Here is a 26,012-nt window from a genome sequence, read left to right as displayed (position 1 = left end):
GATTCTTCTCATCGCATAGGCGCGCCCTGCGGGGTTAGCCTGGACGCGGACCGATGACCGACCCGGATAGGAGCGACGATGAGCAGCGAAGACACCACCGACCGCGCCGAGTGGCCGACCGACGAGACACCCGCCCCGGCCGTCCCGCAGGAGGGGGCGGGCGCCGACGAGGAGGTGGGCACGACTGCCCTCGAATGGCACGCCCCCACCCTCGTGCGCATCGACGAGTCGACGACGATCCCCCTCCTGCTCAAGCAGCGCGTCCAGCGCTCGGCGCGGCGCCCCCTGATCCTGCGCAAGCAGTCCCTGTCGAACACGTGGCAGCCCGTTTCCGCCCGCACCTTCTACGAGGAGGTCCAGGCCGTGGCGGCGGGCCTCATCGGGATGGGCCTGGAGGCGGGCGCTCGCGTCGCCATCATGTCGCGGACCCGGTACGAGTGGACGCTCCTCGACTTCGCCTGCTGGAGCGCCGCCCTCGTCCCCGTCCCCATCTACGAGACGAGTTCCATCGACCAGATCGAATTCGTCCTGACCGACGCCGACGTCGACCTCGTCGTCGCCGAGACCGTGACGATGGCCGAGCTCGTGCGCGCCGCCGCCCAACGCTGCGGACGCGACCGCCTGACCGTCCTGTCCCTCGACTCCGAAGCCGTCGAGACCATCACCGACACGGGAGCGACCGTCGCCCGAGCCGAGGTCGCGGCCCGCACCGAGTCCCTGACGACCGCGTCGATCGCCACCATCGTCTACACGTCGGGCACGACCGGGGCGCCGAAGGGGACGGTCCTCAACCACGGCAACTTCACCGAGCTGTGCGTCAACTCGCACGCGTGGATGCCCGAGATCGCTATGCACGACGGGTCGCGCCTGCTCCTGTTCCTCCCCCTGGCCCACGTCTTCGCCCGATTCCTCCAGGTGTTCCAGCTCACCGGGCACGGCGTCCTCGGCCACGTCCCGAACATCAAGTCGCTCCTGCCCGACCTGGCGTCGTTCCGCCCGAGCTACCTCCTCGTCGTCCCGCGCGTCCTGGAGAAGATCTACAACTCCGCGGACGCCAAGGCCTCGCGCGGCGCGAAGAAGAAGGTGTTCCGCTGGGCCGCCCAGGTCGCCATCGACTACTCCCGGGCCCTCGACACGCCCGAGGGCCCGTCCCAGGCGCTCAAGGCCCAGCGCGCCCTCGCCGACCGCCTCGTGTACCAGACGATCCGGGGGCTCGTCGGGGGCAACGCCGAGTACATCATCTCCGGCGGCGCCCCCCTGGCCCCCTGGCTCGCCCACTTCTACCGGGGGATCGGCATCCCCGTCCTCGAGGGCTACGGCCTCACCGAGACGGTCGGCCCCGTGTCCGTGTCGACTCCCCGCCTGGCGAAGATCGCGACGGTCGGCCCTCCCCTGCCGCCGATGTCGGTGAAGATCTCCGACGAGGGCGAGGTCCTCCTCATGGGGCCGTCGATCTTCGTCGGCTACCACCATGATCCGGAGGCCACCGCCCGCGCGTTCACCGAGGACGGGTGGTTCCGCACGGGCGACCTCGGCTCCCTCGACCGGGACGGGTACCTGCGGATCACCGGCCGCGCCAAGGAGATCATCGTCACCGCCGGCGGCAAGAACGTCGCTCCCGCGGCCCTGGAGAACCACCTGCGCGCCCACCCGCTCATCAGCCAGGCCCTGGTCGTCGGCGATCAGCGTCCGTTCATCGCGGCCCTCATCAGCCTCGACGCCGAGATGCTCCCGACGTGGCTGCACGCCCGGGGGCTGCCGTCGATGTCGGTCGGCGAGGCCGCGACGAACATCGAGGTCCTCGCCTCCTTGGAGAAGGCGGTCGAGGCGGCGAACACCCACGTGTCGCGGGCCGAGTCGATCCGCAAGATCAAGGTGTTGACGACGGACTTCACGGAGGCGAACGGCCTGCTCACCCCCTCGTTGAAGGTCAAGCGCACTACGGCTCTGGAGCGCTTCGCCGCCCAGATCGACGAGATCTACGGCGGGCCGCTCGAGGAGTCGGGGCGCTAGCGGTTCATCGGCCGGGCGGCTGCGCCGTCGTCGGCGGCGTCCGGGCGCTCGCGTCAGGAGTCGGAACGGTATTCGGCCCGAATCGCCTCGTGGTGGCGGATCACCTCGGTCACCATGAACGCGAGGAAGGTCTCGGCGAAGTCGGGGTCGAGGCCGGACTGGGCGGCCAGGGCCCGCAGGCGCTCGACCTGCCGGGCCTCGCGGGCGGGGTCGGCGGGCGGCAGGCCGAAGGCGGCTTTGATGTGCCCGACCCGCTGGGTGCAGCGGAAGCGCTCGGCGAGGATGTGGACGAGGGCGGCGTCGATGTTGTCGATGGTGCGGCGGGCCTCGGCCAGTTCGGCGGGCACGTCGACCCCCGCGGGGTCGGCTGGGCCCGCGACCTGCGCGTCGTTCATCGTGGGGCTCCCTGGCTCAGGCGGTGAGGACCTCGGCGGAGCGCTCGGCGTACAGCTCGGCGGCGCCGGTGCCGGCGACGTGCTCGGCGGTGATGACGACGCGGGCGACGTCGTCGCGGCTGGGCAGGTCGAACATGAGGTCGGAGAGGGTCTGCTCCATGATCGACGAGAGGCCGCGGGCGCCGGTCTTGCGCTCGTTGGCCTGGGAGGCGATCGCCATGAGCGCCTCGCGGGTGAACTCCAGGTCGATGCCGTCGAGTTCGAAGAGGTGCTGGTACTGGTGGACCAGGGAGTTGCGGGGCTCGGTGAGGACGCGCACGAGGTCCTCCTCGGTGAGCTCCTTCGTCGAGGTGAGGATCGGCAGGCGTCCGATGAACTCGGGGATCATGCCGAACTTGTGGAGGTCCTCGGCGGTGATCGCCTCGTAGAGGTCGCCCATTTCGGCGGCGGACTTCAGGTCGGAGCCGAATCCGGTGGAGCGTTGGCCCAGGCGGGCTTTGACGATCTCCTCGATGCCGGCGAAGGCGCCAGCGGCGATGAACAGGATGCCGGAGGTGTCGATTTCGAGGAACTGCTGATGGGGGTGCTTGCGCCCGCCCTGGGGCGGGACGGAGGCGACGGTGCCCTCGATGATCTTCAGGAGGGCTTGCTGGACGCCCTCGCCGGAGACGTCGCGGGTGATCGAGGCGTTCTCGCCTTTGCGGCCGATCTTGTCGATCTCGTCGACGTAGATGATGCCGCGCTCGGCCTTCTTGATGTCGCCGTCGGCCTCTTGGATGAGGCGCAGGAGGATGTTCTCCACGTCCTCGCCGACGTAGCCGGCTTCGGTCAGGGCGGTGGCGTCGACGATGGCGAAGGGCACGTGGAGGAGGCGGGCGAGGGACCGGGCGAGATGGGTCTTGCCGGTGCCGGTGGGGCCCAGGAGGAGGATGTTCGACTTGGTGCCGAGCATGTCCTCGTCATTGCCGGCCTCGCGCGAGCGCACGCGCTTGTAGTGGTTGTACACGGCGACGGCGAGCGCCCTCTTGGCGCGGTCCTGGCCGATGACCCACGAGTCGAGGAAGTCGTTGATCTCCCGGGGCTTGGGCAGGGGCGTGGCGGCCGTCTGGGCGGGCTGATCGCCGAGCTCCTCCTCGATGATCTCGTTGCACAGGTCGATGCATTCGTCGCAGATGTACACGCCGGACCCGCCGATGAGCTTGCGGACCTGCTTCTGGCTCTTCCCGCAGAAAGAGCACTTGAGCAGTTCCGCTCCGTCGGTGAGCCGTGCCACTCGGGCCTCCATCGTTTACTCGTCGACACCCCGTTTCGGGCATCATCACAGGGGTCAGGATATTGCAGGCGAGTTCGGTCCGCCATTGGGCGCGCGGCAGCGTCGCATCGACGATGCATGCCGGTACTTCCACGCCATTGGCAGAGCGCGAGGCGTGCGAGCGCCCCCATCTACTCCTCACCTCATTCGCCCATCCCCCACACGTGATTCTCAGCCTGGACCGATGGTACCCGCCCCTGGTCGAAACACAGATCGCTCCCCGCCACCGACGTGGACGGGGAGCGATCGTCGATCCGAGGTCAGGCCCCCTTGCGGGAGTCGAGGACCTGGTCGATGAGCCCGTACTCCTTGGCCTGGGCGGCCGTGAGGATCTTGTCGCGCTCGATGTCGCGCCGGATCTGCTCGACAGGGGTCCCCGAGTGGCGCGAGAGCGTGTCTTCGAGCCACAGGCGCATCCGGTCGATCTCGTCGGCGACGATCTGGATGTCCGAGGCCTGCCCGTGCATCCCCTCCATCGCGGGCTGGTGGATGAGGACGCGCGCGTTGGGCAGGGCCAGGCGCCGACCCGGGGAGCCGGCCGCGAGGAGGACCGCCGCGGCGGAGGCCGCCTGTCCCAAGCACACCGTCTGAATGTGCGGCTTGATGTACTGCATCGTGTCGTAGATCGCGGTCAGCGCCGTGAAAGAGCCGCCGGGGCTGTTGATGTACATCGTGATGAGCGAGTCCGGGTCCTGGGACTCGAGGACGAGGAGCTGGGCCATGACGTCGTCCGCGGAGGCGTCGTCGACCTGGACGCCGAGGAAGACGATCCGGTCCTCGAAGAGCTTGGCGTAGGGGTCCTGGCGCTTGAACCCGTAGGCGGTGCGCTCCTCGAAGCTCGGCAGGACGTAGCGGGCCTGGGGCATCTGGCGCGCGACTGCCTCGAAGTAGGGGGCGGTGCTCATCGGTTCTCTCCGTCCTGGTGGGTGCCGATCTCCTGGGGGGATTCGATGACGCGGTCGACGAACCCGTAGTCGAGGGCCTCGTAGGCGCTGAACCAGTGGTCGCGGTCGGCGTCGGCCTCGATCTGCTCGACGGACTTGCCGGTGCGCTCGGCGGTGATCTCGGCGAGCTCCTTCTTCATCTTGAGGATGAGGTCGGCGTTGATGCGGATCTCCGTGGCCGATCCCCCGGCGCCGCCGAGGGGCTGGTGGAGGAGGACGCGGGTGTGCGGGGTGATGAAGCGCTTCCCGGGGGCGCCGGCGGTCAGGAGGAACTGGCCCATCGACGCGGCCAGCCCCATGGCGACGGTGACGACATCGGGCTTGATGTACTGCATCGTGTCGTAGATGGCCATTCCCGCGGTCACGGATCCGCCGGGGCTGTTGATGTACAGGTAGATGTCCCGGTCCGGGTCCTCGGCGGCGAGCAGGAGCATCTGGGCGCAGATCGCGTTGGCGTTCTCGTCGCGGACCTCGCCGCCGAGCCAGATGATGCGCTCTTTGAGCAGGCGCTGGTACACCGAGTCCCCCAGGCCCATCGGGGTCTGGTCGCCGCCGCCGGCGGTCGTCTGCACGTCGTTCACGTGCCCTCCTCCATGTCCGGGTCCGCCTACCGGACCCCACTGGCCTCCAACCTAGCCGGTGGTGGGCGGCCCGGCCTCGTCCAACCGGGCCTTTTCGCTGTCGGCGCACCGCCTGCGCCCCCGAGCCCCGCGCCCCGCGCTCGCCAGGCACGTCGGCCCGCCCAGCGGGAACGACGAGAGTGGAGAGGGGCCCGGGCCCCTCTCCACTCTCGTTCGATCAGGCGATCAGCGAGACGCGCTCACTGCTCGTCGGCGGTATCCTCGGCGGATTGAGCGGCCTGCGGGTCGGCCTCGTCCTGCGCGTCCTCGTCCGCGTCGACGGCGTCCTGCCCGAGGAACGCCGACAGGTCGACGTCGTTGCCGTCGGAGTCCTTGACGGTGACGACGCGCAGCGCCTCGATGAGGGCCTTGGCGCGCCCCAGGTCGGCGACGACGTTCGCCATCTGCTGGGAGGAGGAGAAGAGCTGGTTGATGTCGACGCCGAAGTTCTGCGACATCTGGATCGCGTAGTCGATGAGCTCCTGCTGGGAGACCTGGACCTCGAGCTTCTTGGCGATGGCCTCGGACAGCAGCTCGGTGCGCAGCTCCTTCTCGACGGCCTCGCGGGCCTCCTTCTTCTCCTTGGGCTTGGCGCCCTCGTCGACGCGGTGGCCGACCTCGTGCTCGACGACGGACTCGGGCAGGAGGATCTCCGTCTTGTCGAGGAGGAGCTCGACGAGCCGGTCGCGGGCCTGGAGGGCCTGCTGGGAGGTCTTCGTCGCCGCCGCCTGGGTCCGCAGGTCGTCCATGAGCTCGTCCATGGTGTCGAACTCGGAGACCATCTGGGCGAAGTCGTCGTCGGCCTTGGGCAGTTCGCGGGCCTTGACCGACTTGACGGTGATCGTCACCTCGGCCTCCTCGCCCTCGTGGTCGCCGCCCTTGAGGGTCGATGCGAAAGTGACGACCTCATCGGCCTTGGTGCCGCGCAGCGCCTTGTCCTGCCCGTCGAGCATGGTGCCCGAGCCGATCTCGTAGGAGACGTCGGAGACCGAGTCGATCTCCTCGCCGTCGATGGTGGCGACCATGTCGATGGTCGCGAAGTCGCCGGTCTTGGCCTTGCGGGTGATGGTCTTGAGGGTCGCGAAGCGGCCGCGCAGCTCGTCGAGCTCCTTGTCGACGTCCTCGTCGGTGACCTCGGCGGTGTCGACGGTGACGACGGTGGACTCGTCGAATTCGGGCAGGTCGAAGTCGGGGACGACGGGGACCTCGGCGGTGAACACGAGCTGGCCGGAGAAGGCGCCGGTGACGGCGGGGATCTCGGTGACCTCGATCTCGGGCTGGGCCATGGGGCGCAGGCCGTTCTCCCCGACCGCGTCGGAGTAGTGGCCGGGGAGGACCTCGTTGACGACCTGCTCGATGACGGCGGCGCGGCCGAAGCGCTGGTCGATGATGCGCGCCGGGACGTGGCCCTTGCGGAAGCCGGGGATGGTGACCTGGCCGGCGATGTCCTTGTAGGCCTTGTCCATCTCGGACGCGAGGTCCTCGGCGGGGACCTCGACGGTCAGGCGAACCTTGGTCGGTTCGAGAGTCTCAACGGTGCTCTTCACGGGCGTGCACTCCAAAACGTCGGCAAATGGGGCGCCTCACCGGGCGCATGACAACTCGCCCAGTCTACGCCAGGCGATCGACGATGTCGCCGCCCTCCCGGTGTCGGGCCTCACACGGGCCGCCCTCCCCTCGCCTGGGCCCGTGCTCCGATTCTCGTGCGTCGAGGTCGCGGATCGAGCACACTGGGGCCATGGGAGCAACGACGCTGATGTTCCTCGGGGGCGCGGGCACCGTCACCGGGTCGAAGTACCTCGTCGAGGTCGACACGGACGCCGGCCTGCGCCGCATCCTCGTCGACGCCGGCATGTTCCAGGGGGTCAAGAGGCTCCGTCTCCTCAACTGGTCGGATTTCCCCGTCCCGCCCTCGTCGATCACCGACGTCCTCGTGACTCACGCGCATATGGACCACACGGGCTACCTCCCGCGCCTGGTGAAGAACGGGTTCTCCGGCTCGATCTGGGGGACGGACGCGACCCTGGCCCTCGCCGAGATCGTCCTGAGGGATTCGGCGTTCCTCCAGGAGCGCGACGCCGACTTCGCCAACGCCCACGGGTTCTCCCGGCACGCTGTCGCCCAGCCGCTCTACCGGATCGGCGACGTCGAGCGGACCCTGCCCCTGATGCGCTCGGTCGAGTTCGACCGCCCCCTCGACCTGGGGGACGGCGTGGAGGCGACGTGGACGCGCGCCGGGCACATCCTCGGTTCGGCGTCGATCCGGGTGGCGACCCCCGACGGGGCGATCCTCTTCTCCGGCGACCTGGGGCGCGCGTCCCACCCCGTTCTGCGTCCGCGCGAGGTGCCCGAGGGCGCCGACGTGCTCCTCATCGAGTCGACGTACGGGGACCGCGAGCACATGGATCCCGAGGGGCCCGCGCATGAGGCGTTCGCCTCGGCGATCAACGAGGCGGTCTCGTCCGGCGGATCGGTGCTCGTCCCGGCGTTCGCCGTCGACCGGACCGAGGTGGTGCTCCTCGCGCTCGACGAGATGGTCGCCGAGGGGAGGATCCCGAGCCTGCCGGTGTACGTCGATTCGCCGATGGCGTTGGCGTCCCTGTCGATCTATCGGGCGCGCGGTCAGGCCGGGGAGTTGAATCCGCAGGCCCGGGGGCTGACGATGCCCCATCTGGAGGTCCACGAGGTGCGCGGCGTCGAGGAGTCGAAGGCGCTGAACTCTCTGGGGCGCAGCGCGATCATCATCTCCGCGTCGGGGATGGCCACGGGCGGGCGGGTCCTCCACCATTTGGAGCGGATGCTGCCCGACCCGCGTCATTGCGTCGTCTTGACCGGATACCAGGCGGTCGGCACCCGCGGGCGGGCGCTCGCGGACGGGGCGACCTCGTTGAGGATGCACGGGATGGAGGTCGCGGTGCGGGCGAGGATCGTGCGCGACGAGGAGTTCTCCGTGCACGGGGACGGGTCGGATCTGACGCAGTGGGCGGCGGCGCTGGAGCCGCGGCCGAGCCGGGTGTTCTGCGTCCACGGGGAGGAGTCGGCGCTGGCGGCGCTGGCCGGACGGTTGAGTAAGGAGCTGGGGGTCGAGTCGGTGGCGGCCGAACCGGGCCAGCGGGTCGACGTCGGGGCGATCTCGGCGTCTCGGGGCTGAGGCCGGGGAGGCGGGCGCCGGGTCGGCTCGTGATGGGCCCGATCAGTCGAGGAAGGCGCTGCGACCGGCGCGGACGAGGGCGAGGCGGGCCCGTGGGACGTCCGCGACGGCGGCGACCGCTCGGAGGAGGTCGGCGTGGGTGCGACGAGCGGTGTACTCGTCGGGCGCGGTGAAGCGGAGGATGATTCTGGCCTGGCCGGAGGCGACGCCGATGTCGAAGGAGTCGAGGCGCGTGGTCGCCCGGGCGGCCTTCTCGACGTCGCGGGGCCTCTCGTGGGGGCCGCCGGGCTCGCGGCCTTCACGGCTGCCGGCCGGACGAGCATCCCCGGCCTCGTCCTCGTCCACGTCGGCGCGGGGCTCACGGGTCTGGGGATCATGCTCCATCAAGCCCTTGCCGCGGGGCTGCGACAAGCGCTCGCCCCGGCCTCGGCACGGGGACGAGTCCTCGGGACCCTGCGCTTCGCCGAGTGGGGCGCCATGCCCGCGGGCTCCCTCCTCGGCGGCTTCGTCTCCGAGCGCTGGGGGCTCGGCGTCGGCCTCCTCATGGCGGCGACGGTCGTCGCCTGCGCGGCCCTTCCCGCACTGGCCACTCCCCTGGCGTCGATGCGCTCCATACCGACGCCGGCGAACGACGCCGCACCAGCGGTTCCGTGACAGTTGACGAAGACGAGAAATGGGGCGGTGGGCGCTCCCGTACGAAGCGCCCACCGCCCCATTGGCATCCGGCGGATCAGATGGTTCGCTTGATCCGCAGCGAGGCGAATCCGACGAGGGCGAGCAGGCACGCCCCGGTCAGGACCAGCCACACATCATTCGCGCCGGTCGACGCCAGGCTCGGGTCCATGCCGGCGGCCAGGAGGTCGGCGGCGGTGGGGACGCAGGGCTTGCCGTCCTTCGTCTTCCACACGATCGACGAGCCGGCGGCGCCGACCTCGGGCCCGAGGTCGAAGTGGCCGTCGGTGACGCCATCGCCCGAGCCGACGTTGAAGGTCAGCGTCGTCGAGCCGGAGAGCTCCTTGCCGTCCTTCGTCGTCGCGCTCATGGTGATGCCGACCGTGTAGGTGCCGGCCTTGGTGAACACCCAATTGGGGTGGACGTGGGTGTTCGCGGGGATGGAGACCGATCCGGAGCCCTGGCCGCCGTTGCCGGAGAACCAGTGGTCTCCGACGGCCATGCCGAGGGTCCCGGAGGTGAAGACCTCCATGGTGCCGGGTCCGGAGAAGGAGGTGACGGACATCGTCATCGGACCGGAGACCCGTTCGAGGTAGCTGGGCGACTGCGTGTTGGCGCCGAGCCACGGGATGCCGGACTTCTGGGCCGAGCCGATCATCCACACGGTGGTTCCCGAGGGGATGGATCCGGCGGCCTGGTTGGTCGTCACCTTGCTGGCGTCGCCGACGGCGAATGCGAGTCCGGCGGGGTCGACCCACTGGGCGGGGACGGTGCGATCGTCCTTAACACGGGGCAGGAGCGTCTCCTCGCCGGAGCCCTCCGTCTTCGTCGGGAAGCACTGGGCGGCGGCTGCCGAGCCCGCGCGCCCGGCGGCCGCGGTCGTCGGCTTCGCGCCGGCGTTCCCGGTCGGGGCGGAGCCGGCCTCGGAGGCGGTTCCTCCGGGCTGCTGCGTGTTCGTCGACTGGTCCTTCTTCCCGTCGGAATCGGCGGCCGCGTCCTTCTCCTTCTTCGCGTCCGCGTCATCCTTGTCGGACTCGGCGGGCCCTTGGCCGCCGACGACCCAGGTGTACGTCGCGGGCTGCGAGGAGACCTTGGGTCCGCCGTTGACGGGGGTGGCCTCGGCCTGGACGGTCATCGTGTATTCACCGGGGGCGGTGAACAGCCAGCTGGCGTGGACGTGGCCGGGCGTGTCCTGGTGGATCATCTCCCCGGAGGCGAGTTCGTAGGACTTCGAGGCGAGGACCGGCGAGAGCCCTTGGAAGACGATGTCCTTGAAGAGGTAGGCCTTGCCTCCTTCGGGGGCGGTGACGTTGAGGAACTTGATGTCGACCGCGCCGAAGTCGGGGCGCACCCCGTTGGTGTCCCATCCGGGCCACAGCATCTTGCTCGTGTTCTTGACGCTCTCGGGCAGGTAGTAGCCCGAGGGCGCGAGGTTCTGGTGGAGGTTGTCGGGCAGGTTCGCCTTCGACGCCTCGGTCACTTCGAGGATGAGGTTCTCGGGACGGTGCGTCTTGGGCGTTCCGGTCGTGTCCTCCTTGGCGTTGAGGAGGATCTTCCCCTTGTCGGCGACGACGTTGAAGAGGTCGAAGTGCCCGGCGGAGAAGCGCTGCTTGCCGGTGTCCTTCGGCTTCTCCGGCTCACCCTTGGGGGCCTTGCCGGTGTTGTCGTCGTTGGTGTTGTCTCCCGCGCTTCCGGGCTTGTCAGCCCCCGGCTTGGAGTCGGAGGAGCTGTCGGTGCCGAATCCGGGGGGCAGTGGCGTGTTGTCGCCGACGACCCAGGTGAAGGTCTCGGTGTTCGACGTCGCAGGCGCGGCCAGGCCGCTGCGTCCCAGGAGCTTCTCGCCCTCGGAGACGCGCACCGTCATCGAGTACACGCCCGGGTCGGTGAAGAGCCAGTGCGCGTGTTGATGGCCGGGCTCCTCCTGGTGGATGAACGTGCCGGGGCCGATCTTGTAGGTCAACGCCTGGTCGGCATCGCGCAGAATCTGGGTGGGCGAAGAACCCGCGTTGTCGAAGAGGAATGCGCTGCCGGGGCCGGAGACCGACAGGAACTTGATATCGATGGGCGGGCAGGACTGCGGTGCCTTGGGGCACAGCATCTGCCGCAGGGCAACGGTATCCCACCCGGGGTAGGGCAATCCCTTATCGCCGTTCTTGTCGAGGAAGTACCCCCGAGGGGCCAAATTCGACGCGTAGTCGCCCGGAAGATCCATCAGGGCTCGATCCGACACCTTGATGACGACATCGGAGGGCTTGTGTATCGCCTCGCGAGTGGGGGTGTCCTCCTTGACGGCCAGTACCATCTTCCCATCGACCGGGGTGACGTTGAAGAGGTCGATATGTCCGCTGTCGAGGACGACTTTCTTCGTTTCCGTCGGCGGTTCCGGCTTGGGCAGGACGGGGCCGGTGGACGGGGGCACCGGCTTGTCGCCAGGGGTGGCGCCGGGCTTGCCGCCCCGTCCGTCGGGCGTGTCACCGGGCGTGTCCGGGGGCGCGGGAGCCGAGGGGGAATCCGCCGGGCCCGCGGGATTGGGGTCCTGGTCGTTGTGCTCGACCTCCCACGTGTACGTCACCTCGGGCGAATAGCCGGTTGTGCCATCGGGGTCGGTGCCGACGAGTCGGGCCTTCATCGTGTAGGTGCCGGCGCGAGTGAAGAACCACGTCGGATGCTTGTGGCTATCGATCTTCACCTTGGTGCCAGTCTCGACGTAAGGACGCCCGTCGTCGAGATACGAGAAGAATGTGTTATCGATGGTCCGAGAGCCCAGGACGATCTTCCCGGGACCCGAGACCTCAGTGAATTCGACCTTCGTCGTCTGATACCCGTTGCCACTGGTGCTGTTGAGGGTCCAGCCGGGCGAGAAGCTCGCCTTCCTGCTGCCAGCCGTCGTGTAGCCGGCGGTCTCCGGGACCGTCCCTCCGAAATCGAGACCGGTCTCGTACGTGAACGACTGGATGACGAAGACGACGTCCTCGGGCCTGCGCAGCACATTACCGCTGGAATCGTCCTTGACGAGCAGGCGCATATCGTCGCGATTGTTGTAGAGGTAGAAGGCGTCCACGTGCCCGTCGCTCAGGCGGCGAATCCCATTGGAGGGCGCGATGTACAAACCGGAAGAACCCGCATCGCCATTGGGCTCAGCCGGCTCTTCAGCGTCGGAGTCCTCATCGTCGGTATCGGCATCGCCCGGGTCGGCGCCCTCGTCCGCGCTCTTCTCGACATGGAACCGAAGAGTGATCGTGTCCCCCTCGCCGGTGACGGGGGAAAGATCGACCTCGTAGTCGCCGCTCGCCGAGAAGAGCCAGACAGAACTCGCCTCCTGAGCGGACAGGGTGAGAACCGCCCCTTCCTCGACGATCGTCACCGGCTTGCCGTCCTTGGTGAGGATCTGCTGGTTATCGCCTTCCTCAGTCTGCCCGTAGACAGCGAGAGAGGCATCATCGGAGGGGCCGCGCACCTTATCGAAGCGCAGCGACGAGGCGTCCGCCTCGTCGAGTCCCCGCGCGCTGTAACGGATGTATCCGGCGTATCCAGGACCCGTCTGCTCGGGCAGGTCCTCGCGAGTATAGGTCGACGCCGGAAGGACGATGCGGACGTTCTGAGCGGGATGCTCCTGCTTGGAGGCGCCGACCCCCGTCGAGACGAGGAGGCCGCTGGTTCCGCCTTCGGAGGTCATCGTCAAAGTGACGGGAGTCTTTACGTCGACCGGTTGAGGGTCGGCGGCATGAGCGATAGGGGCGACGAGGGCGAGCAGGATGCCTGCTACGAGCGTCACCACCGCAGATCGCACGGAGCGGTGTTTCATCTGAATCTTTCCGAATCAGTGCGGCCTCGGCCGCCGACGATGGTGCGGTCGCCTCTGCTGGCACGTCGAGAGTCGCATCAGGCTGATATGGGCACGCTAATCTTAACTGATAATCATTCCCGATTTCAATCGGCGAGGCTCTCCCCCGCCCACCACTCATGCGCCGCTCATGTGCCGCCGCAACACCGCGAGACCTCATGCGCACCGCCGTCCTCACGTGCGAGCCCCTCGCCATCCGGACAACCCGCCTGCGCGCTGAGGAAGTCTCGCCCGAACCCGCTTCGCGGTGGCAGTCCGGGACAACGCCGCCTCCACCCGCGCGCCCGAGAAAGCCTCCGTCTCGCGCGCCGCCAGCGGTTCTCACCGCTTACCCCACCAGCACCGCCCAAGAAAGCCTCCGAGTGGTCGGAAGCGCACGACTGGGCACGAGAACCCCACCTACGCGCCCGAGAAGACCTCACGTCAACAGGATCGCCGTGTCGCTGAACAGTCCCGCCCGCGCGCCCGAGGAGCCTCGATCACGGGCCAGGCCGAGGAAACCCTCGCACCACCCCATCCACACGCCCAAGAAACCCTCCGCCTCGCGCGCCCGAGAAAGCCTCCGTCTCGCGCGCCGCCAGCGGTTCTCACCGCTTACCCCACCCGCACCGCCCAAGAAAGCCTCCGAGTGGTCGGGAGCGCACGACTGGGCACGAGAACCCCACCCGCGCCAAGTCACACAAGAACGGCCCCGCACCGGCTATCGGCTCTGTCTGGTAAACGGTGTGTGGGGTCCGACGGTTTTATCAGCGAGTGGTTCTCTCGAAGCGTCCGGCGAAGGTGATCGCGAACGCGTCCAGTGCGGGCTTCCACCTCATCACCCCGCGCGCCCTGCCGCCGCCGGGAGAGCCAAGCGACCGAGTCACGAGGCAGAGGCGCTTGAGAGCCGCGGCCTCGTTCGGGAAGTGCCCGCGGGCGCGAACTGCTCGGCGATACCTCGCATTGATCGTGCAGATCACGCGGCGGACCTCGACGGCGTACTCCAGGAACAGCACGAACTCCGCCCAGGAGGCCCGCCATAGCTGCACGATCGCCGGATACCGGTCACCCTACTTCGGCCCGAACTCCTCGAACCGATCCTTCGCAGCCTGCTCGGACGGGTCCGTATAAACGGGGCTTGAGGGACTTCACGATCGCATCACGATGCTGCCGCCCGGCGTAACAGAACGAGTTGCGGATCAGGTGCACGATCCACTGCTACACGACCGCCTGCCCCCCACGTAATGGTCATCGCCTCCGACAGCCCCTTCAACCCGTCACAGACCGCGATGAACACGTCCTCGACACCGCGGTTCTTCAGCTCGGTGAACACCCTGCAACCAGAACCGGGCGCCTTGCGCCCCGTCACCAGCCCAGATCCGAGGATGTCACGTTCCCCATTGGTGGTGACGCCCATGACGACATAGAACAGGGTGTTACGCCCCTGCCCCCCATCACGGACTTTCACCACGATTGTGTCAACGAAGAACATCGGTGAGAATCGCATCCAGTGGCCTGCTCGCCCACTCGGCGAGCTCGCCGGCGATTTTCTCGGTGATCCGACTGGTCATGTCCTTGAAGACCTTCGCCCCATAGACCTCCTCGACGTGCGCGGCGATCTCCCCGGTCGTCAAACCTCTTACTCTGAGGGAGAGCACGATCTGGTCAATGCCGTCCAGACGCCGCTTCCGCTCAAGCACGATCACCGGCTCGAACAAGCCGTCACGATCCCTGGGGACCTCGATCTCGACCGGGCCGATCTGCGTAAGCACCGTCTTCACACGGATTCCATTGCACATGTTCTGCGCGATCGGGGTGCCCCGTGATCGTGTCCGAGGCGCTCGGCCAGCTCGGCGTCCAGCGCGGTCTCAAGGACGTTCTTCGTGAGCTGATTCAGCAACCCTCCCGGGCCGACCAAGCTCACGCCCTGTTCCTTCGCCTGCGCGAGCCGCTCGGCGAGTTCTTTCCGATCAATAATCTCCCCAGTCACAGGATCGATCATCTCGCCGTCCAATAGTTCGGTCGCGTCAGCCACGGCCATCTCCTCTCGGATCAAGCCAAACCCTCACACACCGTTATTCAGACAGACCCGATGCCGACGGCTACGAATGCGCCTTCTACGAGAAGGACTAGGCCGGGTTGCGTCGGATTACTTCACTCACGGTAGAGGTGGTCGCGATGTAAGTGGCCAGTTCGGGCAGGAGCATCTCGGCGACCTCGATGATCGCATCCTCTGCCCGGACAACCTCTGCCTGGCGACGCACGTCAAACATCTGCTCGTGGTGGGAGGCACGGTTTCGCACGCTGTTGATCAAGGTGAGCTTGCGTTCAATCTGTCTGCGATCCGCGCGGTGCGGAAACGCCCAACTCAGAATCGGAATCCACAACGTCTTCTCATGGGCGGCATCGGTGAGATGCCTCCAGAATCCAAACGGAAGCTCAGTAATCACCTGCCCAGGCGTTGGTGACGACGAACGAACCCGACGGGTAGCATCACTGATGCTCGCTCTATTCCGCGCATTCAGGTCGAGGGTTCTGCCGCCTCGGCTTCGCAGCAGTGGAGCGTTTACCGGAGATGCGCCGTCGAACAGCCAATGCCGATTGCCCTGCCAACGGGAGCTGATGGTTTGGTCGTAGACGTTGCGGAGCGCAACTTCGATGTGCGCGATATCGTGCATCACCGCGCCCGACAGGCTGACGTTCCACTCGTAGAGTTCCAGCGCCTGATCGGCATCGCCGCCGCAGTGGTCAAGGTAGCGCTGCCAGCGCCCCGGTGACAGCCACGCCTGAACCCAGTCGATAGGCTCAGCAGCAGCGGGCACCTGTGGCTCCTCGCAGTCTGGTAGAAACGTCAATGCCCCGGCGAGAATACCTCGTCAGTCGAGACTGACAGGTAGCGCTCCACCGGGGCTTCACGAAGATTCTAGCATGTGTGGGCTGGTATCTGAAGTTACAGTCGGGAGACTTGCCTCTGAGTCAACACGCTGGTAGCTCCTCACTCCTAACCAGCTTCCACACCTAGAAACTCGTTGATTCGCGTAGCGATGAGTTCGAGTCGTCGGTCGATGAACTCCTCATAGTTGTCTGGTTGATCCTTGCCGTCAGAGAAGTCAATCAGCTGGGCATCGAAATGGTGCTCGGCAAACTTGGAGCGGTACGCGCTCGGTGCGCTCGCTGAGATCTTCTTATTGGTTCCAGCGCCGATGAACGCCATGTTCCCGATCTGGTTGATCTGTTGGCTATCGAGGTGTGGACGAACTTTCTCGAGGTATGCCTTCGGGAAGATGTGGTGGTACTCGATCTTCGAGGTCTTGCCCTTGTGCGTTGGGGCAATGACCAGGTCGGAAGCCCAGTCTTTTGCGCCGTCAGAGCGATCGGCAGCCCGACGCAATGACCAGCCCTCCTCGACGACAATGACCGCAAAAGGACCGCAAGACGGCGACGCCCTTCAGGTGTCAACGGTGCATTAGCGTGAACCATGAAGACCTCCGGTTTCAGATTGTGAGTGTGCTAACCCATAACCTGTCGGAGGTCTTCACTCACCCGCGAACCGTTCACAACCTCCCAGGAAAATACAACTAGGGCGCACGACCTCACCACTAGAGGGCGGGATAAACCAACTGGTCAAAGAGCTTCTGCGCAAGCATCGCGGGCTCAGTGGCGACCACGCTCGACGCGCTGCGGAATGGCTACTGAACACCAAGAGCGAACACCCCTACCGCATCGAAGACCTCGCCCGCCCCGAACACGTCAACCCACCCCGCACCCGCCAGCACCACGAACCCGAACCCAAACCCCAACCACGCTACGGCACAACCCTCAGCTGGGAAGACGGAGGCCGCATCCAACACGGCTGGGCAGGACACTCACTACGATGACAAGCCCACGACACGTCGAACCCATGCACACATTCCGGCCTTGAACCCGAAAACCGCTTGATTTCAACGAAAACCCGGTATCCATGCCGGTCAGAAGAACAACAACCGCCTTGTATCCAAGGCGGTGTCCACGTGGAGCGGATGACGGGAATCGAACCCGCGTGATCTGCTTGGAAGGCAGAGGCTCTACCATTGAGCTACATCCGCAGCGCCCATGGGCACGGGACGATCATAGCCAGTGCTCATCGGGATCGCGAATCCTGCCCCGCACCGTCTATGATTTTGAGCGCGGTCGTCGTTCGCGCCGCGCCGGGGTGTGGCGCAGTTTGGTAGCGCACCTGCTTTGGGAGCAGGATGTCGCAGGTTCAAATCCTGTCACCCCGACTTGTGTGAAGTCCCAGGACATCCTTCCGGTTGTCCTGGGACTTTTGCCTGTGTTGGGTGTTCATGTACTCGGAGTTTTCACGTGCCCGGCTGAAGCCGGCGAGTCGTCCCGCAGCGGCGCTCAGGGGCCTCGGTGGCATGGGTGTCCTGGCCACCGCCTAGCGGTTTCCCCGGAAAACGAAATTCTGGGCCCGTTTTCCGCAGGAAATGTTCGTTTTCGGGGGAAATGAGGGCTGGGGCGAATGGTGGCGACCACGACACGTTCGTTTTCGGGGGAAATGAGGGCTGGGGCGAATGGCGGCGACCACGACACGTTCGTTTTCGGGGGAAAACGCGAGGAGAGAACGCCGCCTCACCCGCCCAGATCGCGCCCATCGAAGACTCGCAACGACACGATGAGGCAGGCTCCCACCACGGCCGCGCTTGAGGCGACCACCGCCCATGCTCCCTCGCCCATCCCGGCGCCCGACGCCAGGTCCTCCATCAGGAGCGGCAGCCCCACCGGGCTGGTCTTCGCCGCCGCCGACCACATCGACCCGACGACGATCAGCAGGTAGGCGCCGAACGCCGCCCCCGCCGAGGACGCCACCCGAGGCGAGACGACCGCGGCGAGCACCGCCGCCCCGACGACCACCGACGCCTGGAGGAACCAGGCGAGCGAGGCGCCCAGGACCGCCGCAAACGAGCCGTCGCCGAAGACCAGGAGCGTCACCGCCCACGCGGCGCACGCTCCCCCGACGGAGACGATGAGGAGGCTCGCGTGCAGGCCGAGGACCCGACTGGTCAGGAACGCCCTGCGCGAGACGTCGCGGGTCAGAACGAGCAGGAGGCTTCCGCGCGTCAGGTCGGCGACGATGCTCGTCGCCGACACGATGATGACGGCGACGGACATGATCTGCATGAGGTTCTTCACCCACTGGGCGTTGGCCTCACGCCAGGACGGGTCGGGCAGCGCCGTTTCGAGGACCTGGGCGAGGCCGTCGCCGGCGAGCGCGGAGAGGATCCGTTGGGAGTGGGCGGCGGTCAGCGGGGAGGCGACGGCCAGGAGGAGGCCGATGAGGATGAGGAATCGAATCGGGCCGCTGGCCAGCGCGCGTTCGATCCCGTTGATGATGACGAGCACGCGGGTCGATCGGGGGTCAGTCATCGCGGCCTCCTCTGGTCAGGTCCTCATAGATGCTGTGGAGGGTCGAGGTCTCGACGTCGAGGCGCGCGTCGACGCCCTCGTCGATCAGGAGGGCGTCGATCCTCCTGCGCAGCCGATCGGCGTCGGCCGCATCGGCGGTCACTGTGATCGTCGCGCGACGGCCCCGGTGGGCGGCGAGGAGCTCGGCGGTGGGGCCTTCGAGGAGCAGTCGGCCTTCGCTGAGCATCCCGACGCGGTCGCACACGTCCTGGACATCGCCGAGCAGGTGGGAGGTGAAGACGATGGTCGCCTGGCCGCGCAGGGCGCGGATCAGGGCGAGGACGTCGGCTCGTCCCAGGGGGTCGAGGGCGCTCGTCGGCTCGTCGAGGATGAGGAGGCGCGGCGCTGCGACGAGGGCGGCGGCGATCCCCAGGCGCTGCTTCATCCCGCGCGAGAACCCTCCGATCCGGCCCCGCGCCCGGGACAGGCCCACGGCGTCGAGGAGGTCGGCGGCGCGTTGGCGGGCGAGGTCGGGGGCGGTGCCGCAGAGCCTTGCGAGGTAGACGAGGGCGTCGTCGGGGCGCATCCACGGGTCGAGGTCGGGGACGTCGGGCAGGTAGGCGATGTCGGGGCTGGGCCGGGGCGGCAGTGTTCCGCGTTCGAGGTCGAGGACGCGGGCCGTCCCGGAGGTGGCGGCGATCAGTCCGAGGAGGATCCTGATGGTCGTCGTCTTGCCGGCCCCGTTGGCTCCGATGAGGCCGTAGGTCGAGCCGGTGGGGACTTTCAGATCGATCCCGTGGAGCACGTCGACGCGCCCGTAGCGCTTGCGCAGCGCCCGGGTCTCGATGGCGAGGTCAGCGCTCATAGAGTCCCTCGACGATCCGGTCGACGTCGACGCGGGCGGCGCTCCGGCGGGCGCTGCTCTCCCATTGGGCGCGTTCGCGCTGTTCGCGCAGGGCGCGGTGCCGCAAGGTGAGGAAGACGAGGGGCCCGATGATCTGCCCGAGGATGATGATCGCGGCCCATGCGATTGCGGGGAGCGCGGCGACGCGAGGTTCGGGCCGGCGGATCAGGAGGATGAGGCTTCCGGCTTGGAGGAGGAGTTGGCAGCAGACGAGTACGGCGAGTCCGATCTGGGCGGGCCCGGGGAGTGCGCTCCACGCGGTCAGGGGGTCATTCATCGGGGTTCTCCTGGGGAGTCGTGCGGACTGGGGCCTCGTCGGTGGCGTCGTGGCGGGCGCGTGCGAGGTCTTCGGCGATCTGGTCGAGGGCGCTGGTGACGGTGGCAACGAGGAGTCCGGTGGTGACGACGACGGGGGCGACCATGGCGACGGCGGCGAGGACGGATGGGTGGTCGGTGGTCGGTTTTCGGGCTGCTCGTGCGGCGGCGAGGAGCAGGAGGACCGAGGAGGAGTGGAGCCCGGCGGTCAGCGCTGAGGCGACGGGGTCGACACGGCCGTCGGTCTGGTCGGCCCATTCGGCCCATGCGGCGAGGAGGCCGGCGACGCCGAGGTGTTGGAGGCCGACGCGGCGCGCGGGCTTCCAGGTTTTCGGTCGGAGCGTGGGGGTCCATCGGCTGGGGAGCTCGGGGTGGTTGTGCGCGGCGAGGACGGTGCCGGCGACTGCGCACAGCCCGAGGACGGGGGCGAGGGCGAGGGCGCGGGAGACCCGTTCGGGGATGTGGTCTCGCAGATCGGGCAGGGAGTCGTCGGGGCGGATCAGTCCGAGACGGACGGCGAGAGCCCCGAAGTTGAGGTCCCATCCGACGCCGACGGTCCGGGGGACGAGGAGCCGGGGGTTCTCCGGTTCGAAGATGTCCTGCCGGGCGTCGGCGGAGAGGAGCCCGTCGAGGGAGGCGGGGATCGGGAGGGCGCGACGGGGGCGGCCGACGGCGTTCATCGTTCACAGTCCTTTCAGGTGGGTGTCGACGATCGAGGCGAGGGCGCGCCATTGCGAGGCGAGGTGGTGTGCTCGTGCGCGCCCGGCGGGGGTGAGGGAGTAGACCTTGCGCGGGGGGCCGGAGGGGGATTCCTCCCAGTGGCTGGTGATGTGCCCGGTCTTCTTCATGCGGGTGAGCAGCGGGTAGAGGGTCCCGGCGCTGAGGGCGAGCCCAGTGGCGGTCAGGCGATCGAGGAGGGCGCCGCCGTAGGCGGGCTCGTGGGCGAGGGAGGCGAGGACGATGAGTTCGAGGGCGCCTTTTTTGAGTTGAGAGTCCATGCCTTCTCCTATGTTCCACCAACTACTATGCATCACACAGTACCCCATCGCGGCCTTTTCATCCCCTCTTCGAGCACCCCTCCCCCACCCCACCTGTTGCGGGGCTCACATGCTCATGGGACAGTGGAGAGGCACGACGAAACTCGACGACACTCATCAGGAGGACGACATGACCGACGACAACGGGATGCTCGACAAGATCTCCGGCACCGCCAAGGAGGCCGCCGGGAAGGTGACCGGCGACGAGAAGCTCGAGGCCGAGGGCAAGCTCCAGAAGCTCGAGGGCAAGGTCAAGGACGCGGTCGACGACCTCAAAGGCGGCATCGCCGCCCTCGGCGAGCGCGCCAAGGACGCCCTCGACGGCGACGACGAGGCCCGCTGACGCTCCCCCCTCCCCCACCGGGGCTGCTCGACCGAAGAGGCCACTCCCGGAGCCGATCCGAACGGGCGCGTGATTCACATTCACCTAGGACGGATTCGTCACTCCCCTCGGCCCTGTTCGGCGATGAATCGCTGAACGGACGTCCCGCGCGAGGGGCAGCCATCGAGTCCGCCGGCGTCCCCGGACCGTATTCTTGGAGCGCGCGACGCGCTCCCCGACGAACGAGGAGGCCACGATGGCCGAAGACACCGGCACGCTCAACCAGCGCGAGGGCGAGGCGAAGGAGGCCGCAGGCAGGCTCACCGGCGACGAGAGCCTCGAAGCCGAGGGCGCCGTCCAACGCCTGGCCGACCGCGCCCAGGAGGAGGTGGGCCGCGAGTCGTACGATGCGTCCTCGGCCCACCCCGACGAGGCCGACGAAACGCCAGCCTGACACCTGACACCCCGCGCGCACGGCGGCCCCGCATCGTCAGGATGCGGGGCCGCCGCCTCGTGCGCATCCCGTTGGAACGTCGACATGCCGATGACGTACCGGTAGCGGGCCTTCGAGGCGACGACACCGTCGTCGCGCCGGAACGGCGACTAGCGAGAGCGAGAGCTCGGGTGAGGTAAGCCGGAGGAATACGAGCCGGGCGGCGTCGGCGACCATCGCGATCACCGATTCACGGTCGTTCACTTGTGGTGAAGAGCCACCCCATCGTCTGCCTCGTAGCCTCGGCCACGAGGGTCCATCTGCGCCAGGTCGAACGCTTCTCACCGACCGTCTCGATGACGGAGAAACCGATGCCGCGGATCACCTGGAGGGGATATCGTCGGCCAACAGCTCCAGCAGCAGCGCGTGGCTGTGTCACTCGCCCCCGGCGCGCCAGGTTGCATCTGTCAGTCGTCGTCTGCTGAGGGGAGCTCTCGTCGCGCGAGCCGTTCGCGGGCCTCGCGGAGCATGAGTTGGAGTCGCTGTTCGAGTTCGTGCTTGGGCGGCAATGCTGTCCAGTACTCGGCGACGACGATGCCATCCTTATGCATCTCCAGCAGTTCGACCTGCTCGCGGCTGGTCTCCGCGCACAGGATCAGACCGACGGGCGCTTCCTCACCGTCGTGGCGCTCATGCCGGTTGAGCCACTTCAGGTAGAGCTTCATCTGACCCTCGTAGCGGGCGTCGAACTCGCCGATCTTGAGCTCCACTGCAACGAGCCGCCTCAGCGGCCGGTGGTAGAGGAGCAGGTCAAGGTGGAAGTCCTTGCCATCGATCACCATCCGCTTCTGGCGCTCAACGAAGGTGAAGCCTGTGCCTACCTCCAGTAGGAACGCTTCCAGGTCACGGAGAATCGCCACTTCCAAGTCCGCTTCGAGGTAGCCGTCGTGGAGACCGAGGAAGTCGAGCAGGTACGGGTCGCTGAACGTGTCTGCGGGAACCAGTGACCCCGGCCCGAGCTGTGAGTCTGCGAGTTCGCGACGTTCATAGACTTTGCGGCTGATCGCGCGACGCGGCTCTCGCACTGTCCACCGCCCCGCGACCGCTGCCTCGGCGTAGAATTCCCGCGCATCGTCGCTGCGCACAACGGCAGGAGGGCGAGGAAGTGCGACCAGCTCAATTTGTGTGACAGCGTCGCAACAATCTCGCGGTCAGGGAACAGCCTGGCGAAGGCGACCATCCGGCTCAGGTTCGGTCGATCGAACCCCTTGCCGTAGCGCACGGTCAATTCGTGTGACAGCGTCACAAGAGTCTGCGCCCCGTACTCTGCTCGTTCCTCGCGCAGCACCTCGGAGTCAATGATCGACCCGATCTGCCAGTAGGTCATCGTCAAGGTCGCGTTGGCGTAGGACGCGATCGAGTCGCGAGCATCGTCGATCAGTGCTGACACTCGGGCTAGCAGGTCTTGCCCTGACGACGGCAGCCCAGCCGCAGGACGCCGCGCGAGATCATCGCCGCGCGGTCGACTCGACTCTGTGAGCTCACTCATACTTCAAGTTTCCCAGAACCGCCCGACAAGCACCAGGCGGCGCGGGGTGCAGGGCGCGCCTGTGGCGTGTACCCCGGCTGCGCGTCCACGCTACCGGGCCGCCGCTCGCCAAGGAACCTATCGAGTTCGATCTGCTCACCACTACCGTTTTGCCCGCCGTCGGGCGGATGCCGATGGACATCGACATCGACCCCAGCACCAACGGGCTGCCGGGGATCAACCAGTTGAGCACCATCGTCGGCGCGGTAATGACCATCGGCCTGATCGGTGTCACCCGGCCGGTCCACGTGAGCGTCTACAACCTGTTGTTCGGTGTCGCGATCACCCAGGTCTCAGCATTCATCGACGCCGCCCTCGCCTCGATCAGCGCCCCCGAAACCCGCACCGCCCGCGCCGCGAGCGCCGAAGGAGTAGTAGATCGTGTCCACGAAGTTCTGGCCATCGTCTTGCCGCTCCGGCCGCGTCGCCACGCTGCAAGTCTTGGAGCGGACCCTGCCGGACTCCGGCACCGGACTGGCCGAGTGGTGGGCCGCCCATGGCCCCCCGACGGATCGTGGGCCGCCGACACCTACGCCGAACTCATCGAACGTGCCGGACCTGCAGGCGAACGACCCGATATCATGCTCTCCCTCTCCTTGGACATGAAGGCGGCCGCACGGCAGATCAGAATCGTCGTCGGCGGCATCCGGGGCCCGGCGAACATCCTGCGCCAAGAGATGAACGCCCTCGTCGCCGCGCTCCGCTCCGCCGACCTTGCGCCCTCCCCGTGGCTGACCAGCGGACAGATCACTGTCATCCTGTGCTCCGCCTGCGACCCCGCCATCGCCGCCGCCCTGGAATGCCACCATCGAACAAGCCACCATCCAAGCCTCCTGCGAGACCCGGCTCTTCGTCGGACAGCAAGTCCAAGCATTCACCGCCGCAGCGTTGCCGCTATGCCGACGGGCCTAAGAGTCGATGGCGGCGTTCGATGGAGCGGGCCGGACGATCGCCGACGGGGCTGGGATTGCGCAGGAGGTTAACTCGGAGAGAACCGCAGCCAAGCTGTCGATGTCCTCGTGAGCGGCGGCGTCAGGGAACATCCAGTGGAGGTCCCGCTGCTCGGTGGTCACATCGATGGTCGGTCGAATGCCCCCTCTACGATTGGACCGAGGGCGCACGTATCGTACGTCGTTCAGTGAGTAGATCGGTCCGAGCTCGCCTTGCCTCAGGAGTTTGCCCGGATGCGCGGTGACGATCCGTCGATCGGTGACAGCTACGAAGGTGCTCGATGCGAATTTCTCAACGACTGCGCCAACCTTTCCTGGCGTGAGCGAATCCCAGGTCACGTCAACCCGTTTAGCAAGAATCGCTGGCACGGCTCCGGCGAAGTTGTGAGTTCCCACTTCGTAGGGGAACGCCACGCTGCGAAGCGTCTCACCGTCCTCAAGAAACCACCGGAGGATGCGCAGGTAGGGATCGAGCTTAAGATCCTTCGGCGCGCATACGGTCTCTGGGACCACTGGCATCTCTACTGCTGGCTGGAGCATATTGGCCAAGGGATTGATGGCTTTGAGGAGTTGCCTGCATGTGAACTGGGACGCCTTCGCGTCCTTCCGTTTCTTCGCGAGAGGCATGGCGGCGCGACCGGGGAGTTCGGCGATGATCCGCAACTCGCGCACGAGTGACTCGGTCAGCGATCGGATTTCGGAGAGCGACTCGTCGATCTCGGCTGGCGTGTTTCGGACAATCCGGTCGAAGAGCTGCGCTTCGCTCTCGTCCTTAGTGCTTCGTGTTCTGGCGAGGGCGGCCCGGACAGATTGATACTCGGCGTGGGTCTTCAGCGAGCTGAGAAGCGCGTAGGTATCGAAGACGATTGCTTCGGCGTTGGTTTCGAGGTATTCGCGGCGAGCACGACCATCCAACTTCCTTAGTTCTTGGATGTGGCCGGCCACGTTCTTGCGGTACAGATTCAGTTGCTTGCGGATGTTGGAGCCACTGGAAGCGATGGGTTCCCAGACAGAGTCTGTGATGGCGTCGAGTTCACGGGTCTCCTTGACCGCTTCATCGACGGACTCCGCCAGCCCTTCAAGCTCTGCCCATTGCTCATTTCGGATGGCCTTGAGTGTTTGTGTCGTGAGTTGGATATTGGAGCGGACGAGGCCGGAAATTTCATCGAGCTGTATTTGGAGGGCGATCATGGCTACGGCCGGGCCGATGGCTGCGATCGCCGCAGCGGGTGTCATCGAGGTGGGGACGAAACGCGCCTGGGCGACCAGTTTACCGTTCTTGAAAATCGCCCCGAGCTTGGCGCCGTCCTTCACCGCCATCTGCCCACCGCTCCTCAGCACAGACAAAGTCGCTTCACTGACGCGAAAGAGGCCTTGCGCGTTCGACACTGCCTCCGCGATGTTTCCGACGATCGTGCTCGCGTTGCCGAGCAAACCAAGGGCGGTGGAGAGCTGAGCGCGATCGAATGATGGCACCATGTCAAGACTGATGAGTTCAAGGCCGTCGGGCACTTCGCCGAACACGACTGCGACACCAGGCGTCACTTCGACGAGGGTCGTAGACGCTGCGAGTTCAAGCGCGTCGGACCTGATCTGACCGTCATCCTCAACCTGCCTACCAATGGCCTCGTCGCTGCTGGACTCGTCGCGCGCGTTGTCCATGTGGGCTCTCCTTCTCGCCGGTGACTGCCTCGTGGCTTCCTCCGACGCTTCCATCAAGTATGTAAGCCGCCTCCGACGCTGAGGTTTTCTCGTCAGGGGTGAGGGTCTGAGGAAGAATTGTTGGGGTAGTGCGGGAGGGACGGGGTGCACGCGGGGCTGGTCCAGGAAGATGGGTTTCAATCAAGATTCCCTGGTATTCCCTGAAAGTCCCCACATGTCATCTCATCATGCCACTCTTGATGTGCCCCAAGCCAACTAGGTTGTTCCGAGTTTGTTGGAGGGGATGATTGCACGGAAGGATCGTTGTTATTGGCGCACCGGGGAAGTACCCGGCGAAGTTGGGTGAGCGGGCCCCAGGACGGTAGTGGAGGCGCGTCGGGACCCGGTGCGGGCTAAGGGTGCGATCAAGCGGATCGCCGACGAGCTGGGTATCCCCCGCTCGAGCCCGAGGCTCTGCGCACCTGGATCAAGACAGCCGAGATC

The 26,012-nt window shown here is 66.9% G+C and carries 26 protein-coding genes, 2 tRNA genes and 1 pseudogene; 7 read left to right on the top strand and 22 right to left on the bottom strand.

The genetic code is table 11. The features are described 5' to 3' along the window. Nucleotides 1-78: 78 nt before the first annotated feature. Nucleotides 79-2,013 carry an AMP-dependent synthetase/ligase gene (locus tag M3T53_RS03645; RefSeq protein WP_272433096.1) on the top strand — a complete coding sequence of 645 codons (1,935 nt, stop codon included), beginning with the start codon at nt 79-81 and terminating at the stop codon, nt 2,011-2,013. 53 nt (nt 2,014-2,066) lie between these two features. Here M3T53_RS03645 and M3T53_RS03640 read toward each other — a convergent pair whose 3' ends face one another. From M3T53_RS03640 to tig, 5 genes are all read right to left on the bottom strand, one after another. After that, on the bottom strand, nt 2,067-2,408 hold the full coding sequence (locus M3T53_RS03640) for a chorismate mutase (protein WP_272433095.1): 342 nt from the start codon (nt 2,406-2,408) through the stop codon (nt 2,067-2,069). A 16-nt stretch (nt 2,409-2,424) separates the two neighbouring features. Continuing rightward, entirely contained in the window at nt 2,425-3,681 is a 1,257-nt protein-coding gene (clpX, locus tag M3T53_RS03635; protein ID WP_272433093.1) for an ATP-dependent Clp protease ATP-binding subunit ClpX, read from the bottom strand. 299 nt (nt 3,682-3,980) lie between these two features. Then, nucleotides 3,981-4,625, bottom strand: coding sequence for an ATP-dependent Clp protease proteolytic subunit (locus tag M3T53_RS03630; RefSeq protein ID WP_272433091.1), 645 nt, complete (start codon nt 4,623-4,625; stop codon nt 3,981-3,983). Then, nucleotides 4,622-5,200, bottom strand: a complete 579-nt coding sequence (locus M3T53_RS03625) for an ATP-dependent Clp protease proteolytic subunit (protein WP_272433300.1) — start codon at nt 5,198-5,200, stop codon at nt 4,622-4,624. The genes M3T53_RS03630 and M3T53_RS03625 overlap by 4 nt, the downstream gene beginning before the upstream one ends. Nucleotides 5,201-5,484: 284 nt before the next feature. Continuing rightward, nucleotides 5,485-6,831, bottom strand: a complete 1,347-nt coding sequence (tig, locus tag M3T53_RS03620) for a trigger factor (RefSeq protein ID WP_272433090.1) — start codon at nt 6,829-6,831, stop codon at nt 5,485-5,487. A gap of 191 nt (nt 6,832-7,022) precedes the next feature. On the opposite strand from tig, the gene M3T53_RS03615 reads away from it, so the two are divergent. Next, nucleotides 7,023-8,435, top strand: coding sequence for an MBL fold metallo-hydrolase RNA specificity domain-containing protein (locus tag M3T53_RS03615; RefSeq protein WP_272433089.1), 1,413 nt, complete (start codon nt 7,023-7,025; stop codon nt 8,433-8,435). A gap of 42 nt (nt 8,436-8,477) precedes the next feature. Here M3T53_RS03615 and M3T53_RS03610 read toward each other — a convergent pair whose 3' ends face one another. Next, nucleotides 8,478-8,819: a hypothetical protein gene (locus M3T53_RS03610; protein ID WP_272433088.1), complete on the bottom strand. Its 342-nt coding sequence runs from the start codon at nt 8,817-8,819 to the stop codon at nt 8,478-8,480. Between M3T53_RS03610 and M3T53_RS03605 the strand changes: the two genes are divergently transcribed. Next, the gene (locus tag M3T53_RS03605; RefSeq protein WP_272433087.1) at nt 8,811-9,089 is read left to right on the top strand and encodes an MFS transporter; all 279 of its coding nucleotides are present in this window, start codon (nt 8,811-8,813) and stop codon (nt 9,087-9,089) included. The two genes, M3T53_RS03610 and M3T53_RS03605, sit on opposite strands and share 9 nt — an antisense overlap. A 76-nt stretch (nt 9,090-9,165) precedes the next feature. Here M3T53_RS03605 and M3T53_RS03600 read toward each other — a convergent pair whose 3' ends face one another. The 8 genes from M3T53_RS03600 to M3T53_RS03570 all read right to left on the bottom strand — a co-directional run bounded on the left by M3T53_RS03600 (nt 9,166) and on the right by M3T53_RS03570 (nt 17,015). Next, the gene (locus M3T53_RS03600; protein ID WP_272433086.1) at nt 9,166-12,882 is read right to left on the bottom strand and encodes a TIGR03773 family transporter-associated surface protein; all 3,717 of its coding nucleotides are present in this window, start codon (nt 12,880-12,882) and stop codon (nt 9,166-9,168) included. Between the two features lie 815 nt (nt 12,883-13,697). Continuing rightward, nucleotides 13,698-13,946: a transposase gene (locus M3T53_RS09880; protein WP_442866923.1), complete on the bottom strand. Its 249-nt coding sequence runs from the start codon at nt 13,944-13,946 to the stop codon at nt 13,698-13,700. 143 nt (nt 13,947-14,089) lie between these two features. Next, nucleotides 14,090-14,422 carry a transposase gene (locus M3T53_RS03595; protein WP_272433085.1) on the bottom strand — a complete coding sequence of 111 codons (333 nt, stop codon included), beginning with the start codon at nt 14,420-14,422 and terminating at the stop codon, nt 14,090-14,092. Next, nucleotides 14,409-14,711, bottom strand: coding sequence for a transposase (locus M3T53_RS03590; RefSeq protein ID WP_272433084.1), 303 nt, complete (start codon nt 14,709-14,711; stop codon nt 14,409-14,411). The genes M3T53_RS03595 and M3T53_RS03590 overlap by 14 nt, the downstream gene beginning before the upstream one ends. After that, nucleotides 14,708-14,965, bottom strand: a complete 258-nt coding sequence (locus M3T53_RS03585) for a hypothetical protein (protein WP_272433082.1) — start codon at nt 14,963-14,965, stop codon at nt 14,708-14,710. The genes M3T53_RS03590 and M3T53_RS03585 overlap by 4 nt, the downstream gene beginning before the upstream one ends. A 94-nt stretch (nt 14,966-15,059) precedes the next feature. Continuing rightward, on the bottom strand, nt 15,060-15,752 hold the full coding sequence (locus M3T53_RS03580) for an Abi family protein (RefSeq protein WP_272433081.1): 693 nt from the start codon (nt 15,750-15,752) through the stop codon (nt 15,060-15,062). Between the two features lie 179 nt (nt 15,753-15,931). Then, on the bottom strand, nt 15,932-16,321 hold the full coding sequence (locus M3T53_RS03575) for a GmrSD restriction endonuclease domain-containing protein (protein ID WP_272433080.1): 390 nt from the start codon (nt 16,319-16,321) through the stop codon (nt 15,932-15,934). A gap of 620 nt (nt 16,322-16,941) precedes the next feature. Beyond that, a tRNA-Gly gene (locus M3T53_RS03570) sits at nt 16,942-17,015 on the bottom strand. 103 nt (nt 17,016-17,118) lie between these two features. Here M3T53_RS03570 and M3T53_RS03565 point away from each other — a divergent pair. Beyond that, nucleotides 17,119-17,192: transfer RNA gene (locus M3T53_RS03565), tRNA-Pro, on the top strand. Between the two features lie 352 nt (nt 17,193-17,544). On the opposite strand, the gene M3T53_RS03560 is transcribed toward M3T53_RS03565, so the two are convergent. The 5 genes from M3T53_RS03560 to M3T53_RS03540 are packed head-to-tail and all read right to left on the bottom strand — an operon-like array spanning nt 17,545 to nt 20,535. Continuing rightward, nucleotides 17,545-18,339: a hypothetical protein gene (locus M3T53_RS03560; protein ID WP_272433079.1), complete on the bottom strand. Its 795-nt coding sequence runs from the start codon at nt 18,337-18,339 to the stop codon at nt 17,545-17,547. Next, the gene (locus M3T53_RS03555) at nt 18,332-19,183 is read right to left on the bottom strand and encodes an ABC transporter ATP-binding protein (protein WP_272433078.1); all 852 of its coding nucleotides are present in this window, start codon (nt 19,181-19,183) and stop codon (nt 18,332-18,334) included. The genes M3T53_RS03560 and M3T53_RS03555 overlap by 8 nt, the downstream gene beginning before the upstream one ends. Beyond that, the gene (locus tag M3T53_RS03550; protein WP_272433077.1) at nt 19,173-19,499 is read right to left on the bottom strand and encodes a hypothetical protein; all 327 of its coding nucleotides are present in this window, start codon (nt 19,497-19,499) and stop codon (nt 19,173-19,175) included. Before M3T53_RS03550 ends, M3T53_RS03555 begins: the two co-directional genes overlap by 11 nt. After that, the gene (locus M3T53_RS03545; protein ID WP_272433076.1) at nt 19,492-20,217 is read right to left on the bottom strand and encodes a DUF5808 domain-containing protein; all 726 of its coding nucleotides are present in this window, start codon (nt 20,215-20,217) and stop codon (nt 19,492-19,494) included. The genes M3T53_RS03550 and M3T53_RS03545 overlap by 8 nt, the downstream gene beginning before the upstream one ends. 3 nt (nt 20,218-20,220) lie before the next feature. Next, on the bottom strand, nt 20,221-20,535 hold the full coding sequence (locus M3T53_RS03540; protein ID WP_272433075.1) for a PadR family transcriptional regulator: 315 nt from the start codon (nt 20,533-20,535) through the stop codon (nt 20,221-20,223). 169 nt (nt 20,536-20,704) lie between these two features. On the opposite strand from M3T53_RS03540, the gene M3T53_RS03535 reads away from it, so the two are divergent. Both M3T53_RS03535 and M3T53_RS03530 read left to right on the top strand, forming a co-directional pair. Next, nucleotides 20,705-20,917: a CsbD family protein gene (locus tag M3T53_RS03535; protein ID WP_272433074.1), complete on the top strand. Its 213-nt coding sequence runs from the start codon at nt 20,705-20,707 to the stop codon at nt 20,915-20,917. Nucleotides 20,918-21,152: 235 nt separating this feature from the next. After that, nucleotides 21,153-21,350 carry a CsbD family protein gene (locus tag M3T53_RS03530; protein WP_272433073.1) on the top strand — a complete coding sequence of 66 codons (198 nt, stop codon included), beginning with the start codon at nt 21,153-21,155 and terminating at the stop codon, nt 21,348-21,350. 446 nt (nt 21,351-21,796) lie between these two features. Here M3T53_RS03530 and M3T53_RS03525 read toward each other — a convergent pair whose 3' ends face one another. Both M3T53_RS03525 and M3T53_RS09875 read right to left on the bottom strand, forming a co-directional pair. Further along, nucleotides 21,797-22,474, bottom strand: a complete 678-nt coding sequence (locus M3T53_RS03525; RefSeq protein ID WP_272433072.1) for a PDDEXK nuclease domain-containing protein — start codon at nt 22,472-22,474, stop codon at nt 21,797-21,799. 59 nt (nt 22,475-22,533) lie between these two features. Continuing rightward, nucleotides 22,534-22,779, bottom strand: a pseudogene (locus tag M3T53_RS09875) (DUF1016 N-terminal domain-containing protein); the annotation flags it as partial. A gap of 272 nt (nt 22,780-23,051) precedes the next feature. Between M3T53_RS09875 and M3T53_RS03520 the strand changes: the two are divergent. Beyond that, nucleotides 23,052-23,900, top strand: a complete 849-nt coding sequence (locus tag M3T53_RS03520) for a hypothetical protein (RefSeq protein WP_272433071.1) — start codon at nt 23,052-23,054, stop codon at nt 23,898-23,900. Here the strand turns inward: M3T53_RS03520 and M3T53_RS03515 are convergent. After that, the gene (locus M3T53_RS03515) at nt 23,826-25,529 is read right to left on the bottom strand and encodes a hypothetical protein (protein ID WP_272433070.1); all 1,704 of its coding nucleotides are present in this window, start codon (nt 25,527-25,529) and stop codon (nt 23,826-23,828) included. The genes M3T53_RS03520 and M3T53_RS03515 overlap by 75 nt on opposite strands. Nucleotides 25,530-26,012: the final 483 nt, after the last annotated feature.

This window comes from Actinomyces sp. B33 (assembly GCF_028437565.1).
In the GTDB taxonomy this organism is placed as follows: domain Bacteria; phylum Actinomycetota; class Actinomycetes; order Actinomycetales; family Actinomycetaceae; genus Pauljensenia.
The sequence above is the reverse complement of the archived record's forward strand: the minus strand, read 5'-3'. Positions and strand labels throughout refer to the sequence as shown.

Bases quoted from the DNA above. Each gene is read 5' to 3' on its own strand.
- M3T53_RS03520 (WP_272433071.1), top strand. From the start codon at position 23,052: ATGGACATCGACATCGACCCCAGCACCAACGGGCTGCCGGGGATCAAC.
- M3T53_RS03640 (WP_272433095.1), bottom strand. From the start codon at position 2,408: ATGAACGACGCGCAGGTCGCGGGCCCAGCCGACCCCGCGGGGGTCGAC.
- M3T53_RS03545 (WP_272433076.1), bottom strand. From the start codon at position 20,217: ATGAACGCCGTCGGCCGCCCCCGTCGCGCCCTCCCGATCCCCGCCTCC.
- M3T53_RS03595 (WP_272433085.1), bottom strand. From the start codon at position 14,422: ATGTTCTTCGTTGACACAATCGTGGTGAAAGTCCGTGATGGGGGGCAG.
- M3T53_RS03535 (WP_272433074.1), top strand. From the start codon at position 20,705: ATGACCGACGACAACGGGATGCTCGACAAGATCTCCGGCACCGCCAAG.
- M3T53_RS03610 (WP_272433088.1), bottom strand. From the start codon at position 8,819: ATGGAGCATGATCCCCAGACCCGTGAGCCCCGCGCCGACGTGGACGAG.
- M3T53_RS03555 (WP_272433078.1), bottom strand. From the start codon at position 19,183: ATGAGCGCTGACCTCGCCATCGAGACCCGGGCGCTGCGCAAGCGCTAC.
- M3T53_RS03540 (WP_272433075.1), bottom strand. From the start codon at position 20,535: ATGGACTCTCAACTCAAAAAAGGCGCCCTCGAACTCATCGTCCTCGCC.
- M3T53_RS03630 (WP_272433091.1), bottom strand. From the start codon at position 4,625: ATGAGCACCGCCCCCTACTTCGAGGCAGTCGCGCGCCAGATGCCCCAG.
- M3T53_RS03530 (WP_272433073.1), top strand. From the start codon at position 21,153: ATGGCCGAAGACACCGGCACGCTCAACCAGCGCGAGGGCGAGGCGAAG.
- M3T53_RS03615 (WP_272433089.1), top strand. From the start codon at position 7,023: ATGGGAGCAACGACGCTGATGTTCCTCGGGGGCGCGGGCACCGTCACC.
- M3T53_RS03605 (WP_272433087.1), top strand. From the start codon at position 8,811: ATGCTCCATCAAGCCCTTGCCGCGGGGCTGCGACAAGCGCTCGCCCCG.
- M3T53_RS03560 (WP_272433079.1), bottom strand. From the start codon at position 18,339: ATGACTGACCCCCGATCGACCCGCGTGCTCGTCATCATCAACGGGATC.
- M3T53_RS03550 (WP_272433077.1), bottom strand. From the start codon at position 19,499: ATGAATGACCCCCTGACCGCGTGGAGCGCACTCCCCGGGCCCGCCCAG.
- M3T53_RS03645 (WP_272433096.1), top strand. From the start codon at position 79: ATGAGCAGCGAAGACACCACCGACCGCGCCGAGTGGCCGACCGACGAG.
- M3T53_RS03625 (WP_272433300.1), bottom strand. From the start codon at position 5,200: ATGGGCCTGGGGGACTCGGTGTACCAGCGCCTGCTCAAAGAGCGCATC.
- M3T53_RS03515 (WP_272433070.1), bottom strand. From the start codon at position 25,529: ATGGACAACGCGCGCGACGAGTCCAGCAGCGACGAGGCCATTGGTAGG.